This is a genomic window from Rhodanobacter ginsengisoli, assembly GCF_042657065.1.
Lineage (GTDB): Bacteria > Pseudomonadota > Gammaproteobacteria > Xanthomonadales > Rhodanobacteraceae > Rhodanobacter > Rhodanobacter ginsengisoli.
This window is the reverse complement of sequence record NZ_JBHSNF010000004.1, coordinates 1-13,104: the sequence shown is the minus strand read 5'-3', so window position 1 is coordinate 13,104 and position 13,104 is coordinate 1. Positions and strand designations below refer to the sequence as shown.

The window sequence follows — 13,104 nt, the reverse complement described above, 5'->3', positions numbered from 1 at the left end:
GGTCAGTGTTCGAACGTCGGCAATTTCTTCGCCACCGCGGTGTTCTTCAGCCGTCCATACTTGGGCAATCCGTCACGCCCATGCGGCGGGTGCGCCTCACCCTGGATCAAAGGTGCCAGATAGCGTCGTGCGGCCGCCGTGATGCCGAAACCATCGAGAGTAAGAAACTCGGCCGGCATTTTCTTCTCGCGATTGGCAATCCTGTCCAACGCTGCTGGTTCGATCTTCCAGCGATACGGCTTATCTGATGTCCGCGTGATCACCGGCATCACCGCGTTCATGCCGGCCAGCGCGTATTCGACCGCTGCCTTGCCGACCGCATAGGCCTGGTCCGCATCGGTCTTGGAAGCCATGTTGCGCGCGGAACGTTGCAGGTAGTCAGGCAATGCCCAGTGGTATTTGTAGCCAAGCTTTTCCCTCACCAGCGCCGCAAGCACCGGTGCCACGCCACCGAGTTGCGCATGCCCGAAGGCGTCGCGGGTGCCGGCTTCGGCAAGGAACTGGCCGGCCGCGTTGCGCACGCCCTCGGAAGCCACCACGGTGCACCAGCCGACCCGCTCGACAGTCGCCTTCACCCGGGCCAGGAACGCCGTTTCGTCGAAGACATTTTCCGGGAACAGGATGATGTGCGGCGGTGCATCCGCGCCTTCGCCGGCCAGACCCGCGGCGGCGGCGATCCAGCCGGCGTGGCGACCCATCACCTCGAGAATGAACACCTTGGTCGAGGTCTCGGCCATCGAGGCGACATCGAGGCTCGCCTCCATGGTGGAGATCGCCGTGTACTTCGCCACCGAGCCGAAGCCGGGGCAGCAGTCGGTCACGGCCAGGTCGTTGTCCACCGTCTTCGGTACGCCGATGCAGCGGATGTCGTAGCCCATCGCCTCGCCCAGCCGGGATATCTTCAGCGCCGTGTCGGCGGAATCGTTGCCACCGTTGTAGAGGAACCAGCGGATGTCGTGGGTGCGGAACACGTCGATCAGCCGTTCATACTCGGCGCGGTTGTCTTCCAGCGACTTCAGCTTGTAACGGCATGAGCCGAACGCGCCGCCGGGCGTATGCCGCAGGGCGGCAATGGCTGCTGCAGATTCCTTCGATGTGTCGATCAGCTCCTCGCGCAGTGCGCCGAGGATGCCGTTGCGGGCCGCGTACACTTTCACGCCCTGGCCACGGGCAGCCTGGATGACCCCTGCGGCGGTGGCATTGATGACGGCGGTGACTCCGCCAGACTGGGCATACAGCAGGTTGCCGGTGACGGTGTTACGGCGGCTCGGGCTCATGGGAATCCTCAAATCTGGCAATGGCTGGGTCGTGCTACTTTGCGGCAAATCATTTTGGCAACAATTACTTGGCGACTGTTGGCGAAGGGCTCCGTTTGACGGCATCGGGCGCAGACGCTAATTTGACGCTGAATTTCTGAGAATCGAGCGGGTCGCTGCAGTGTGCGGCAGCCCGCCGAACTTGTGGAGCATTATGCGACTCGTCCTACTTGGTGCGCCCGGCTCGGGCAAAGGCACGCAGGCTGCAAGGTTGAAGGCCGAACTCGGCGTGCCGCATATCTCCACCGGCGACATGCTGCGGGCCGCTGTCGCGGCCGGTACCGCGATGGGACTCAAGGCCAAGGCCGTGATGGACGCCGGCCAGCTGGTTTCGGACGACATCCTGCTCGGCATGCTGGAGGATCGGCTGACCCAGGACGACGCGAAAGCCGGCTTCATCCTCGACGGCTATCCACGCAATCTGGCTCAGGCCGATGCACTGGATCAGCTGCTGGCGAAGATCGGTCAGCCGCTGGATGCGGTAGTCAAGCTCAAGGTGCCCAGCGAGGTGATCATCGGCCGCTGCGAGATCCGCTTCAAGGCCGAAGGGCGTGCCGACGACAACCCGGACACGGTGCGCAAGCGCCTGGCCATCTACGCCGAGCAGACCGCACCCGTGGCAGATTTCTACGCCAGGCGCGGCAAGCTGCAGATCGTCGACGGCGTCGGCGAGTTGAGCGAGGTCACCGCCCGGGTCAAGCAGGCGCTGCAGAACGAATCGGCGGCAGCGAACGGCTGAGCACATCCCGCTTCCGTCGAAGCGGGTTTCAAGGAATTCCTCCCACATGCGTCTGCATATCCTCGGCATCTGTGGCACCTTCATGGGCGGTGTCGCCGCACTGGCGCGCGAGCTGGGCCACGCTGTCGAGGGCTCCGACGCCAACGTCTATCCGCCGATGAGCACCCAGCTGGAGGCGCTCGGCATCGACCTGATGAGCGGCTACGCGGCGGAGCATCTGCAAGCCGGCCCGGGTCGTGAACCGCCGGATCTGATCGTGGTCGGCAACGCGATGAGCCGTGGCAACCCGGCCGTCGAATACATGCTCGAGCAGGGCCTGCGCTACATCTCCGGTCCGCAGTGGCTGGGCGAGAACGTGCTGGCCGGACGCGAGGTGCTGGCCGTGGCCGGCACCCACGGCAAAACCACCACCACCAGCCTGCTGGCGCACCTGCTGGAAAGTGCAGGTCTCGCGCCGGGTTTCCTGGTTGGCGGCGTGCCGGGCAATTTCGGTGTGTCGGCGCGGTTGGGGCAGGGCGGGCCGTTCGTGATCGAGGCCGACGAATACGACACCGCGTTCTTCGACAAGCGCTCCAAGTTCGTGCACTACCGGCCGCGCATCGCGATCCTCAACAACCTCGAATACGACCACGCGGACATTTTTCCGGATGTGGCTGCGATCCAGCGCCAGTTCCACCATCTGGTGCGCACGGTACCGGGCAATGGCCGACTGATCGTCAACGCCACCGATGCGCGACTCGCCGAGGTGCTGGCGATGGGCTGCTGGACCCCGGTGGAGACCTTCGGTATCGGCTGCGGCGACTGGAGCGCGACGCTGCTCGAAGCGGACGGCTCGGCATTCACCGTGCATCGCGATGGTCGGCTGATCGGTGCGGTGCACTGGACCCTGCTGGGCAACCACAGCGTGATGAATGCGCTGGCCGCGCTGGCCGCGGCAGCGGCGGCGGGGGCCGATCCACAGGCACTGTTGCCCGCATTCGCCACGTTCGAGAGCGTCAAGCGGCGCATGGAACTGGTCGGCGAGGTGGCCGGTGTACGCGTCTATGACGATTTCGCCCATCACCCCACCGCGATTGCCACCACTCTTGCCGGCCTGCGCGCCAAGGTCGGCAAGGCGCGCATCGTGGTGGCGCTGGAACCGCGCTCCAACTCGATGCGCCAGGGGGCACACGCCGAGGCGCTGGCGCCTTCGCTGGCCGATGCCGACGCCGTGGTGTTCCTGCATCGGGTCGAGCTGCCGTGGGACGCCGGTCATGTCATCGCGGAGCTCGAGGGCCGCGGCAACACGGCGCCGACGGTGGACGCCCTGCTCGAGATGCTGCGCCGCCAGGTGCTGGCCGGAGACCAGGTGATCTTCATGTCCAACGGCGGCTTCGAGGCGGCGCCGCGACGGTTTGTCGACAGTCTGCAGGGCGATTGAGCGGACATCGAGCGTGTTGCCTGCAGCTGCCCCGGCTCTCGGCACTGGTTACACTGGCGGCATGGTCGTTCCGTCGCCGCTGATCGAAATGCCGTTGTTTCCGCTTTCCTCCGTGTTGTTTCCCGGGGGTCAGCTGCACCTGCGCATTTTCGAGCCGCGTTACCTCGATCTGGTGCGCGAGTGCACGCGTTATGGCACCGGGTTCGGCGTCTGCCTGATTCTCGACGGGCAGGAGGCGGGCGAGCCCGCGACTCCGGCTGCGGTCGGCACGATCGCACGCATCCGGGATTTTCACCGCGATGAGAATGGCCTGCTCGGTATCGTCGCCGAGGGCGGCGCGCGTTTCCGTGTGGCGCGCAGCCGAGTGCGGTCCGATGGTCTGGTTCGGGGGGACGCAGAGGTCTGGCCGGGTGAGCCGGAGCTGCCGGTGCCGGTGGAATTCGCCCTGTTGCAGAGCATCCTCGAGCGACTGATCGAGACCATGGCACCACAGTGGCGGCACGCCCCGCGCAGTGCCTATGACGACGCCAGCTGGCTGGGCTTCCGGCTGGCCGAGCTGCTGCCGCTGGATGTGTCCGAGCAACAGCTCATGCTGGAACTGAACGATCCGGTGCAGCGGCTGGCCGAACTGCGGGATATCCTGCCGCGCTTCCAGAAGCCGTGAATCGGCAAGCCCTACACTGGGCGGACTTCATCTGACGCAAGCAACGGAGTCGACACGCATGAGCCATCTTGCCGGCAAGACCTTGTTCATTACTGGTGCCTCGCGCGGTATCGGTCTGGCGATCGCGCTGCGTGCGGCCCGCGACGGCGCCAATATCGTCATTGCCGCCAAGAGCGGCGTGCCGAATCCCAAGTTGCCCGGGACGATCCATACCGCCGCAGCGGCGGTCGAGGCGGCGGGCGGCAAGGCGCTGGCATTGCAGGTGGACATCCGCGAAGAGGAACAGGTGCGAGCCGCCGCGGCGAGAGCGGCCGAACACTTCGGCGGGATCGATATCGTGGTCAACAACGCCAGCGCGATCTGGCTGGCCGGTGTGGCCGAGACACCGATGAAGCGCTATGACCTGATGCATCAGGTCAATACCCGCGGAACTTTCATGGTTACCCAGAGTTGCCTGCCGTACCTGAAGCAGGCTGCCAATCCACATGTGCTGATGCTGTCGCCGCCGCCGAATCTCGATCCGAAGTGGTTTGCGCCGCATACCGCCTACACCATCGCCAAATACGGCATGAGCCTGTGCGTACTCGGCATGAGCGGCGAGTTCGCGTCGCTGGGCATTGCGGTCAATGCGCTGTGGCCGCGTACCGTGATCGCCACGGCGGCGATCGGCATGATCGAAGGCGTGACTGTCGAGCATTGCCGCAAGCCCGAGATCGTCGCCGATGCTGCGCACGCCATCCTGATACGCCCGGCACGTGATTACACCGGCCATTTCGCGATCGACGAGGACATCCTGAGAGAGGCTGGAGTCGATGATTTCGACGGTTACGCCGTAGCGCCGGGGATGCCGTTGCTGCCGGATCTGTTCCTGGACTGAGCTGCCATATCGACGTCGAGAAGCGGCAGCGAGTTGGCTGGGCCGGGCAAACCCTGACAACGAAATGAGCCATTCACCTACAATTTTTGCGTCAAATTGCTGTTTAAAATAGGTTTTTCCCCCATTTCGATCTCGTATTTTCTTACAAATTCCTCACGCGGGAGAGTATATTGTGTGATCTGGATCACATTTTTGTAGCAAATGCGGCGCAGGATGCGCTTGTGGAACCATCGGAACAGATCACCAGCCGGGGTGCGTTGTTCCCGGTCGCTTCGGCGACCCTGGGGGAGCAGGGGAGACAGAGCCATGTCAAACGAACAGTCATCCAGGCGTTGCGTGGTCTGGTTCGGTCAGCCGACTGACGAGGAGTGCGGTTGCCTGGCGCAAGCAGGCTGGCACACGCGTGTGGGGGACCCGGGGCTCAAGGGCGGTGTCGGTATGCGTCGCGACGATATCGTCGTGGCGATGGCGGATCTGCGCAATGCCGACACGGAAGCGGTCAAGGCCATGGGCCGGCTGATGGATGCTCACCCTTGGTTGCCGTGGCTCGCTCTGGTTTTGAAGAGCACCGCAGCGGACACGCCCGAGGTGGAACGGATTCTGCGGGCCAGTAACGAATTTTTTACCGCGCCAGTGGATCTGAAACGTCTGCTCGAAACCTTGATGAAGATCGGCAGCGGTTGCTCGTCGGCCGTTGAACGAGATGCCGTCCCCGGCATCGTTGGCGCGTTCAGCCCCGTGATGCGCGAGACCCTGGCCAGTTTGCGCAAGTTTGCACCGGTGGAACTGCCGGTGTTGATTACCGGCGAGACAGGCAGCGGCAAGGAAATCGCGGCCCGTGCGCTGCATGGGCTGTCCCCGCGCTGCAATCGCCCTTTCGCTGCCATCAACTGCGGTGCCCTGCCGGTGAATCTGGTGCAGTCGGAGTTGTTCGGCCACGAACGCGGCGCGTTCACCGGAGCGAATGCCCGGCGCGTCGGACATTTCGAGGCTGCGGCCGGAGGTACGGTGTTCCTCGATGAAATCGGGGACCTGCCGTTCGATGCCCAGACCAGCTTGCTGCGTTTGTTGCAGGAAGGGACCCTGGTCCGCGTAGGCTCCACTCAGCCGGTCAAGCTCGATGTACGCATTCTGGCCGCCACCCATGTGGATATCGAACAGGCTGTGGCGGAGGGTCGCTTCCGCGAGGATCTGTACTATCGACTCAACGTGCTTCGGCTGCACATGCCGCCGTTGCGCCAACGCGAAGGCGATGTCGAACTGCTGGCACAACACTTTCTCGATGCCTTCCGTTTGCGAAATCGCAGTCGCGCTCGGGCCTTCAGCAGCAGTGCTCGTGACGCGATACGTGGATTCGCATGGCCCGGTAATGTTCGCGAGTTGCTGAATCGGGTACAGCGTGCGGCGGTCGTGGCCGAGGGTTCGTTGATAAGTCCGTCCGATCTGGACCTGCAGCACGTACTGCAGACTTCAATCCCTCCTTCCAGTCTCGATTTGACTCGTGTCTCGGCCGAGCGCGAAGCGGTGCTCAGCTGCCTGCACGAAAGCCATTTCAACATCAGCGAATGCGCGCGCCGACTCAGCGTATCCCGTGTGACCGTCTACAGGCTGTGCAAAAAGCATCACCTGGTGCTTGAAAATCTCCGCCACAAAAGCACGCGGCTGCCTGGCCGAAAGCTTATGAATGGCGCGCATGACCGCGAGCCGGGCTTCAATCAAGAGAGCGGCTTCGTGAAATCGTGTGGGTAGATTCATCCGATTTCACAGTTACGGCGGCATGCGGGTGAGCAACTTCAGGCGCGGATATTGTTGTTGAGTCTTTCGAGAAGGCCGGGCGAGACCTTGTTTTCGCGATGGCAGCAGGCGGCAATGCCATCCCAGTGACGTTCGATCATGTCGGCGAATATCTCGAACGGCTTGAGCCGTCGCCAGCGCAGCGATCTTGCCGTCGAGACTGAGATTCTCGCGGCGCGCCCGCAAGGAGGATTCTCCCCACGATTCCAACGAAGTGTCTCTATTCCATGCAAAGGGAAGACCCCCGGCCCGCAGGGGACGAGCCGGGGGGTTCCGTAGGTGCCCGGCTACAGGATGCCGGGTTACCGCCCTCATTGGCCGCTTGCACGGCTGCATGAGTTATCGGCCGTCACTGGCCGATGCAGAGCTTCCATGCCCTCTTGATTTACTCCATTCACTCCATTCCTTTAATGCCAGCGCTGGTACCACCACTGGTGCGGGTTGCGGTACCGCCATCGAGCGGGTCCGCCAGCTGCACTGCCTTGTGCGCATCGGCGGCCCATGCCGCGGCGGGAAGCGCCAGCAGGCCTGCCGCCAGCAGGGCCACCCCTGACCTGACGGCAGGCAGCATGTGCGAGTGGATGGTCCATGGGTGTCCCCTCGTGTTCCATGCCGAAGTAGTGGCAAGTGCCATGCCAATACCGGCAAATGAGGCTGCAGCAGGGATTGGCGGCCGAAGGCGTCATGTCGCACGCGCGCTGTCTGTAACACCGCATTTACAAGAGAAGCCGGGCTTTCCGCGCGCTGGTGGCTCGCCGCGCGCCACGCCGCGGTCCCCGCCGGGTGTAACAGGGTTGTTACAGCGGAAGTCCCGGTATACAGCGGCCGGGTACCAGGCCCTGTCCAAAGCCATCCGGCAGCAATTACGATGGATAATTGGCGAAGCCTGGATCCGTCTTCACGCCGGCCAGCCGAGCAGCCGATCACCGTACGGAATATCCATGCCAGCGCACGACACCAGCCTTATCGATCTCGGCAAACGCTATTGGCTTCCGGTGTACAAGCCCCGCGAACTGGTACTCGATCACGGCAAGGGGGCTCGTGTCTGGGACACGCTGGGGCGCGATTACGTCGACTTCGGCGCCGGTATCGCGGTGAACGCGCTCGGCCATCAGGACCCGGATCTGCTGGATGCGTTGACCCGGCAGGCGCACAAGCTGTGGCATGCCAGCAATGTCTTCTATACCGAGCCACCGCTGCGGCTGGCCGAGGAACTGGTGGCGGCTTCGGGGTTTGCCGAACGGGTGTTCCTGTGCAACTCCGGGGCGGAGGCGAACGAGGCGGCGATCAAGCTCGTGCGCAAGTGGGCGGCGTCGAAAGGGCGAGTGCCGGAGCAGCGCACCATCGTCACCTTCAGAGGTTCATTTCATGGCCGCACGCTGGCCACGGTGACCGCCACCGCGCAACCGAAATACCAGGAGGGTTATGAGCCGCTGCCTGGCGGCTTCCGCTACCTCGATTTCAATGACGTCGAGGCGCTGGAAGCGGCATTCGCGGAAGGCGGCATCGCTGCGGTTATGGTCGAACCGGTGCAGGGTGAGGGTGGCGTCCTGCCGGCCGCGCCGGGATTCCTCAGGCGCGTACGCGAGCTTTGCGATACCTACGACGCCTTGCTGGTGCTGGACGAGATCCAGTGCGGCATGGGTCGTACCGGCACGCTGTTCGCGCACACCCAGGATGATCTGGTGCCGGACATCGTGACTTTGGCCAAGGCACTTGGTTGCGGTTTTCCGATCGGCGCGATGCTGGCCGGGCCGAAGGTCGCCCAGGTCATGCAGTACGGCGCCCATGGCACGACCTTCGGTGGCAACCCCATGGCTGCCGCGGTGGCTCGCGTGGCACTGGCCAAACTCGCTTCGCCAGCCGTGCTGATGAATGTGCGGCGACAGGCGGAAGACCTCCGCGCGGGCCTGTCGCGGATCGACCACTCTCGGCAGCTGTTTGCTGAGGTCCGCGGTCGCGGCCTGATGATCGGCGCCGTGCTCGCCGATGCCTGGAAGGGCAGGGCCGGCGAGATACTCGATCACGCCGCAACGCATGGCCTGCTGCTGCTGCAGGCCGGCCCGGACGTGTTGCGCTTCGTGCCGCCACTGACCATCACCGGCGAGGAACTGGCCGATGGCCTGGACCGGCTCCGTGACGCCCTGGCCGATTTTGTCGGGACATGACTGCAGCAGCCTGTCCATTCTGTGCCATTGCTGCCGGAGACGCACCGGCCAGCGTGATCCACGATGACGGCAAGGTGCTGGCGTTCATGGATCTGCGTCAGGCAGTGCCAGGGCATGTGCTGGTGGTACCGCGCAAGCATGTGCCGGACCTCTATGCGCTCGATGACGGCGAGGCGGCCGGAGTGATGCAGGTTGCCGTGCGCGTGGCCCGAGCCTTGCGCGAGGCGTACCACGTCCCGGGCCTCAATCTCTGGCAGTCCAACGGCGAGGCCGGCGGACAGGAGGTGCTGCACTTCCACCTGCATGTGCACCCGCGCCGTCCAGGCGATGGCCTACTGCGCGTCTATCCGCAGGGTTCGCCGCCATGCACCGGAGCCGAAGAGCTCGAAGCGATGGCCCGCTCGTTGCGCTCCCGGCTGCAGTCCTGACTCGGGATTTCCGTGATGCCGGCGGGGTACGCTGTTCTCACCAAGTACCATGTTTCGAACGACATTCAGGACGGTATCCGCATGAAATATCTCCACAGCATGGTCCGCGTGCGCGATCTCGACGCCTCGCTGCGCTTCTATTGCGAAGGACTCGGGCTGAACGAAGTCCGGCGCACCGAAGTGCCCGAGGGCAAGTACACGCTGGTGTTCCTCTCCGCCCCGGACAGCCCCGACGCAGAGATCGAGCTGACCTTCAACTGGGGTTCGCAGGAAGACTACGGTTCGGCGCGAAACTTCGGCCATCTTGCGTTTCGGGTCGACGACATCTACGCCACCTGCTCGCGATTGCTGGCGATGGGCTACACCATCCATCGGCCGCCGCGCGATGGGCACATGGCGTTTGTCCGTTCGCCCGACCTGATCTCGATCGAGCTGCTGCAGGACGGCCGCCTGCCGGCGCGGGAACCGTGGGCGTCCATGCCGAACACGGGAAGCTGGTAAACCCCCGTCGTCGCCACCGGTGGCGGCGACGTGCGGTCTTGAATGGCATCCGCGGATCGCGGGTCGACAGGCAGACAGCGAGCCGATGGCCATCGTGCGACACAGGTGACGGCGGCGCATGCCATCGAGTTCATGCGCCGCCGATCCCTGTACTACTCGTCGGGACTCATGCCGCCAACGTCCTGAAGGCTTCACGCGCGGCAGCGATCGTCTGCGCAATCACGTCGTCGTCATGCGCGCTCGACATGAAACCGGCCTCGAACGCCGACGGTGCCAGATACACGCCACGCTCGAGCATGGCGTGGAAAAAGCGATTGAACGACGCGCTGTCGCATTCCACGGCCTTGGCGTACGTATCCACTTTCGCGGCGCCGAAAAACAGGCCGAACATGCCCCCGACGGCGTTGGTCGTGAACGCGATGCCGCTGGCATCGGCCGCCGACTGCAGGCCGTCGACGAGCAGGCACGTGCGTGCGGCCAGCTGCTCGTGGAAGCCAGGGGCCTGGACCAGTTCCAGCATCGCCAGGCCAGCCGCCATCGCCACCGGATTGCCGCTGAGGGTTCCGGCCTGGTAGATCGGTCCGGCCGGGGCGATCTGCTCCATCAGGTCACGCCGGCCGCCGTAGGCGCCGACCGGCATGCCACCACCGATGATCTTGCCGAACGTGGTCAGGTCGGGAGTCACTCCGTAATAGGCCTGTGCGCCACCGAGCGCGACGCGGAAGCCGGTCATCACTTCATCGAAAATGAGCAGGGCACCGGACTGCGTGCACAGTTCGCGCAGAGCCTGCAGGTAGCCGTCCACCGGAGGTATGCAGTTCATGTTGCCGGCGACCGGCTCGATGATCAGTGCGGCGATCTCGGGGCCCTGTTCGGCAAACAGCGCTTTCGCCGCATCGCTATCGTTGTATGGCAGGGTCAGCGTGAGGTCGGCATTCTCCTTCGGAACGCCCGGCGACGTGGGCACGCCGAACGTCAGCGCGCCGGATCCCGCCTTGACCAGGAAACTGTCGCCGTGGCCGTGGTAGCAGCCTTCGAACTTCACGATCTTGCTGCGACCGGTCGCGCCGCGGGCGAGCCGGATCGCCGACATGGTGGCCTCGGTGCCGGAGTTGACCATGCGCACCATTTCCATCGACGGGACAAGCCGGCCGAGGGTCTCGGCCATGCTGATCTCGGCGGCGCACGGTGTTCCGAACGAGAGTCCGTCCTTTACTGCGCGCTCGACCGCCTCGCGCACGGCGGGATGATTGTGGCCGACGATCATCGGTCCCCATGACCCCACATAGTCGATATAGCGCTTGCCCTCCACATCCCACAGGCAGGCGCCGTCCGCACGTGCCGTGAAAAACGGTTCGCCGCCGACCGACTTGAACGCGCGAACCGGCGAGTTCACGCCACCGGGCATCAGCTGGCGGGCGCGCTGGAAGAGTTCATGATTGGTGGTCATCAGTTTCTCAGTGGCTGGGCATAAAGGTGAGCGAAGCGTTGGGCTGAATGGCGCGCGTCGATGGCACCGAACACGGAGGAAATGGCGGCGAGAAACTCGGCGCCCGCTTCGACGAGGGGACGTGCATTGTCCGGTGTGATGCCGCCGATCGCCACCCGCGGTACACCAAGCGCAGCACTTTGCCGCAGCAGATCGAGCGGCGCACGCGGGGCCAGCGGCTTGGTGGGCGAGGCAAAGAACGCACCGAAGGAGACGTAACTGGCGCCAGCGCGTGCTGCCATGCGGGCGCTGTCCAGCGAATCGCGGCATGCCACCCCGATGATCGCGTCGGTCCCGAGCGAGGCGCGCGCTGCATCCAGGCCATCCGCGGCGTTCGAGAGGTGTACTCCGTCGGCACCGACCGACCGGGCCAGCGGGATGTCTTCATGAATGATCAGGGGCACGCCGTGGGCGCGGCACAGTTGCAGGAGTGCCGCGGCCTCCGCATGACGCCGGGGCGCGTCAGTTCCCTCGTCGAGGTATTGCAGCAGGCGGGCGCCACCGGCCAGGGCCATCGCGGCAACATCCAGCAAATCCGGGCGCGGCCCGTCTGTAATCGCGTAGAGGCCGCCGCCTGTGAGTGAAGCATGGACTTTCAATGGCTGATCTCCGGAGCTGTCGCTGGCGAGCTGATGACGTCGCCATGCTTTCGTATTGTCGGATGAGTTGAGAGAATGTCCCATTCCATTGTGATCCGAAGAAGTCCGACCATGAGCCAGAGTTCCACCGAAACCACCGCCTTGCGCAAATGGATGTGCGTCGTCTGCGGCTATATCTATGACGAGGCTGTGGGCGTGCCCGATGAAGGCATTGCCGCCGGCACGCGCTGGGAGGATGTGCCCGACACCTGGACCTGTCCGGACTGCGGCACCACCAAGGACGATTTCGAGATGATCGAACTCGACTGAGCGCCCACGTCCGCCAGCAAACGGCCCGATCTTGCCGGCGTATTGGCCGGGCCGCCTGCTTTGATGTTCCTGCGCACCATCCGGTGACGCGCCATTCTCAAGGAGCATCCCATGCAACAGTTCATCCCCTTTGAAGACGACTGGGACGCATTGGAAAACCTGCGCCCCGAAGAATTGATTCCCTATCGGGTCGGTCTGCTGGCGGATCGTGATCCGGCAGCCCAGTCCGCCCATCGCGCTTCGACGCCGTCACCTGGCTATCCGTCGATTCCCTGCATTGCACCGACAGGACGCTCCGGGGCGTGACGATCCAGGCGTGCCAGTCAAGCGCGGGGCGCACTTTGGCGGCAAAGACGCCCAGCCTGGCGATTTCGGTCAGTTCGACCTGACCGCATGCGTGCTCGCCACGGCGTGAGCACGCATGCGGTGATGCAATAGAGGATCACATGCCGCAGCACACGACAGAAAAGTTCGTGTGCCCCCTTCACAGGGAGGCGGTGTGGCGCTATGATTCTCGCCCCTTCGACGAGACGCCCTCTCGCGAAGGACTCCGCAACGAACCACGATGAAAGTTTTTCAACGAGGGTGTTGACGGTCGCAAAAAGCGATGTAGAATGGGCGGCTCACCTAGGACGAAACGTCTTCAGGGGTAATCGAGAAATCGGTTGCAAGTGGTTGATCTTTGACAGTGTGCGCAGGTGAATTGTGTGGACGTCTTGCGATGGCGGGTTACGACCTGTCCAAGAAATGCAAGCGTCCAATGAAAGAAAAAAGTCAGTAATGAGTTTTGATTTTGTTGG

14 protein-coding genes are annotated in these 13,104 nt (G+C 63.9%); 10 read left to right on the top strand and 4 right to left on the bottom strand.

All coding sequences use genetic code 11. From position 1 onward, the window contains the following. Positions 1-2: 2 nt before the first annotated feature. Positions 3-1,277: a 6-phosphofructokinase gene (locus ACFPPA_RS16140; protein ID WP_377321769.1), complete on the bottom strand. Its 1,275-nt coding sequence runs from the start codon at positions 1,275-1,277 to the stop codon at positions 3-5. A 193-nt stretch (positions 1,278-1,470) separates the two neighbouring features. On the opposite strand from ACFPPA_RS16140, the gene ACFPPA_RS16135 reads away from it, so the two are divergent. The 4 genes from ACFPPA_RS16135 to ACFPPA_RS16120 all read left to right on the top strand — a co-directional run bounded on the left by ACFPPA_RS16135 (position 1,471) and on the right by ACFPPA_RS16120 (position 5,016). After that, complete coding sequence (locus ACFPPA_RS16135; RefSeq protein ID WP_377321768.1) at positions 1,471-2,055, top strand: adenylate kinase; 585 nt, start codon at positions 1,471-1,473, stop codon at positions 2,053-2,055. 46 nt (positions 2,056-2,101) lie between these two features. Then, complete coding sequence (gene mpl, locus ACFPPA_RS16130) at positions 2,102-3,475, top strand: UDP-N-acetylmuramate:L-alanyl-gamma-D-glutamyl-meso-diaminopimelate ligase (protein ID WP_377321766.1); 1,374 nt, start codon at positions 2,102-2,104, stop codon at positions 3,473-3,475. A 61-nt stretch (positions 3,476-3,536) separates the two neighbouring features. Beyond that, entirely contained in the window at positions 3,537-4,139 is a 603-nt protein-coding gene (locus ACFPPA_RS16125; RefSeq protein WP_377321765.1) for an LON peptidase substrate-binding domain-containing protein, read from the top strand. Between the two features lie 58 nt (positions 4,140-4,197). Beyond that, positions 4,198-5,016, top strand: coding sequence for an SDR family oxidoreductase (locus tag ACFPPA_RS16120; protein ID WP_377321763.1), 819 nt, complete (start codon positions 4,198-4,200; stop codon positions 5,014-5,016). 77 nt (positions 5,017-5,093) lie between these two features. Here the strand turns inward: ACFPPA_RS16120 and ACFPPA_RS16115 are convergent, their stop codons facing one another. After that, a complete protein-coding gene (locus ACFPPA_RS16115) occupies positions 5,094-5,324 on the bottom strand; it encodes a hypothetical protein (protein WP_377321761.1) in 231 nt (76 codons plus the stop codon). On the opposite strand from ACFPPA_RS16115, the gene ACFPPA_RS16110 reads away from it, so the two are divergent. The 4 genes from ACFPPA_RS16110 (at position 5,323) to ACFPPA_RS16095 (ending at position 9,907) form a co-directional block, all read left to right on the top strand. Then, positions 5,323-6,765, top strand: a complete 1,443-nt coding sequence (locus ACFPPA_RS16110; protein WP_377321759.1) for a sigma-54 dependent transcriptional regulator — start codon at positions 5,323-5,325, stop codon at positions 6,763-6,765. The genes ACFPPA_RS16115 and ACFPPA_RS16110 overlap by 2 nt on opposite strands. Before the next feature lie 986 nt (positions 6,766-7,751). Then, on the top strand, positions 7,752-8,978 hold the full coding sequence (locus tag ACFPPA_RS16105; RefSeq protein WP_377321757.1) for an acetylornithine/succinylornithine family transaminase: 1,227 nt from the start codon (positions 7,752-7,754) through the stop codon (positions 8,976-8,978). Beyond that, entirely contained in the window at positions 8,975-9,406 is a 432-nt protein-coding gene (locus tag ACFPPA_RS16100; protein ID WP_377321755.1) for an HIT family protein, read from the top strand. The genes ACFPPA_RS16105 and ACFPPA_RS16100 overlap by 4 nt, the downstream gene beginning before the upstream one ends. 81 nt (positions 9,407-9,487) lie before the next feature. Next, positions 9,488-9,907 (top strand): VOC family protein, encoded by a 420-nt coding sequence (locus tag ACFPPA_RS16095; protein WP_377321753.1) that lies wholly within the window; start codon positions 9,488-9,490, stop codon positions 9,905-9,907. A 166-nt stretch (positions 9,908-10,073) separates the two neighbouring features. Here ACFPPA_RS16095 and hemL read toward each other — a convergent pair whose 3' ends face one another. Both hemL and ACFPPA_RS16085 read right to left on the bottom strand, forming a co-directional pair. Continuing rightward, a complete protein-coding gene (gene hemL, locus ACFPPA_RS16090) occupies positions 10,074-11,357 on the bottom strand; it encodes a glutamate-1-semialdehyde 2,1-aminomutase (RefSeq protein WP_377321751.1) in 1,284 nt (427 codons plus the stop codon). Continuing rightward, positions 11,357-12,079, bottom strand: a complete 723-nt coding sequence (locus ACFPPA_RS16085) for a thiamine phosphate synthase (RefSeq protein ID WP_377321749.1) — start codon at positions 12,077-12,079, stop codon at positions 11,357-11,359. Before ACFPPA_RS16085 ends, hemL begins: the two co-directional genes overlap by 1 nt. Before the next feature lie 27 nt (positions 12,080-12,106). Here ACFPPA_RS16085 and ACFPPA_RS16080 point away from each other — a divergent pair, with 27 nt between their 5' ends. Then, positions 12,107-12,304: a rubredoxin gene (locus ACFPPA_RS16080; RefSeq protein ID WP_377321747.1), complete on the top strand. Its 198-nt coding sequence runs from the start codon at positions 12,107-12,109 to the stop codon at positions 12,302-12,304. A 111-nt stretch (positions 12,305-12,415) separates the two neighbouring features. Further along, positions 12,416-12,610, top strand: coding sequence for a hypothetical protein (locus tag ACFPPA_RS16075; RefSeq protein WP_377321745.1), 195 nt, complete (start codon positions 12,416-12,418; stop codon positions 12,608-12,610). The last annotated feature ends 494 nt before the right edge of the window (positions 12,611-13,104 follow it).

Coding starts and splice junctions, on each gene's coding strand:
- ACFPPA_RS16140 (WP_377321769.1), bottom strand. CDS start 1,277: ATGAGCCCGAGCCGCCGTAACACCGTCACCGGCAACCTGCTGTATGCC.
- ACFPPA_RS16135 (WP_377321768.1), top strand. CDS start 1,471: ATGCGACTCGTCCTACTTGGTGCGCCCGGCTCGGGCAAAGGCACGCAG.
- mpl (WP_377321766.1), top strand. CDS start 2,102: ATGCGTCTGCATATCCTCGGCATCTGTGGCACCTTCATGGGCGGTGTC.
- ACFPPA_RS16125 (WP_377321765.1), top strand. CDS start 3,537: ATGGTCGTTCCGTCGCCGCTGATCGAAATGCCGTTGTTTCCGCTTTCC.
- ACFPPA_RS16120 (WP_377321763.1), top strand. CDS start 4,198: ATGAGCCATCTTGCCGGCAAGACCTTGTTCATTACTGGTGCCTCGCGC.
- ACFPPA_RS16110 (WP_377321759.1), top strand. CDS start 5,323: ATGTCAAACGAACAGTCATCCAGGCGTTGCGTGGTCTGGTTCGGTCAG.
- ACFPPA_RS16115 (WP_377321761.1), bottom strand. CDS start 5,324: ATGGCTCTGTCTCCCCTGCTCCCCCAGGGTCGCCGAAGCGACCGGGAA.
- ACFPPA_RS16105 (WP_377321757.1), top strand. CDS start 7,752: ATGCCAGCGCACGACACCAGCCTTATCGATCTCGGCAAACGCTATTGG.
- ACFPPA_RS16100 (WP_377321755.1), top strand. CDS start 8,975: ATGACTGCAGCAGCCTGTCCATTCTGTGCCATTGCTGCCGGAGACGCA.
- ACFPPA_RS16095 (WP_377321753.1), top strand. CDS start 9,488: ATGAAATATCTCCACAGCATGGTCCGCGTGCGCGATCTCGACGCCTCG.
- hemL (WP_377321751.1), bottom strand. CDS start 11,357: ATGACCACCAATCATGAACTCTTCCAGCGCGCCCGCCAGCTGATGCCC.
- ACFPPA_RS16085 (WP_377321749.1), bottom strand. CDS start 12,079: ATGGGACATTCTCTCAACTCATCCGACAATACGAAAGCATGGCGACGT.
- ACFPPA_RS16080 (WP_377321747.1), top strand. CDS start 12,107: ATGAGCCAGAGTTCCACCGAAACCACCGCCTTGCGCAAATGGATGTGC.
- ACFPPA_RS16075 (WP_377321745.1), top strand. CDS start 12,416: ATGCAACAGTTCATCCCCTTTGAAGACGACTGGGACGCATTGGAAAAC.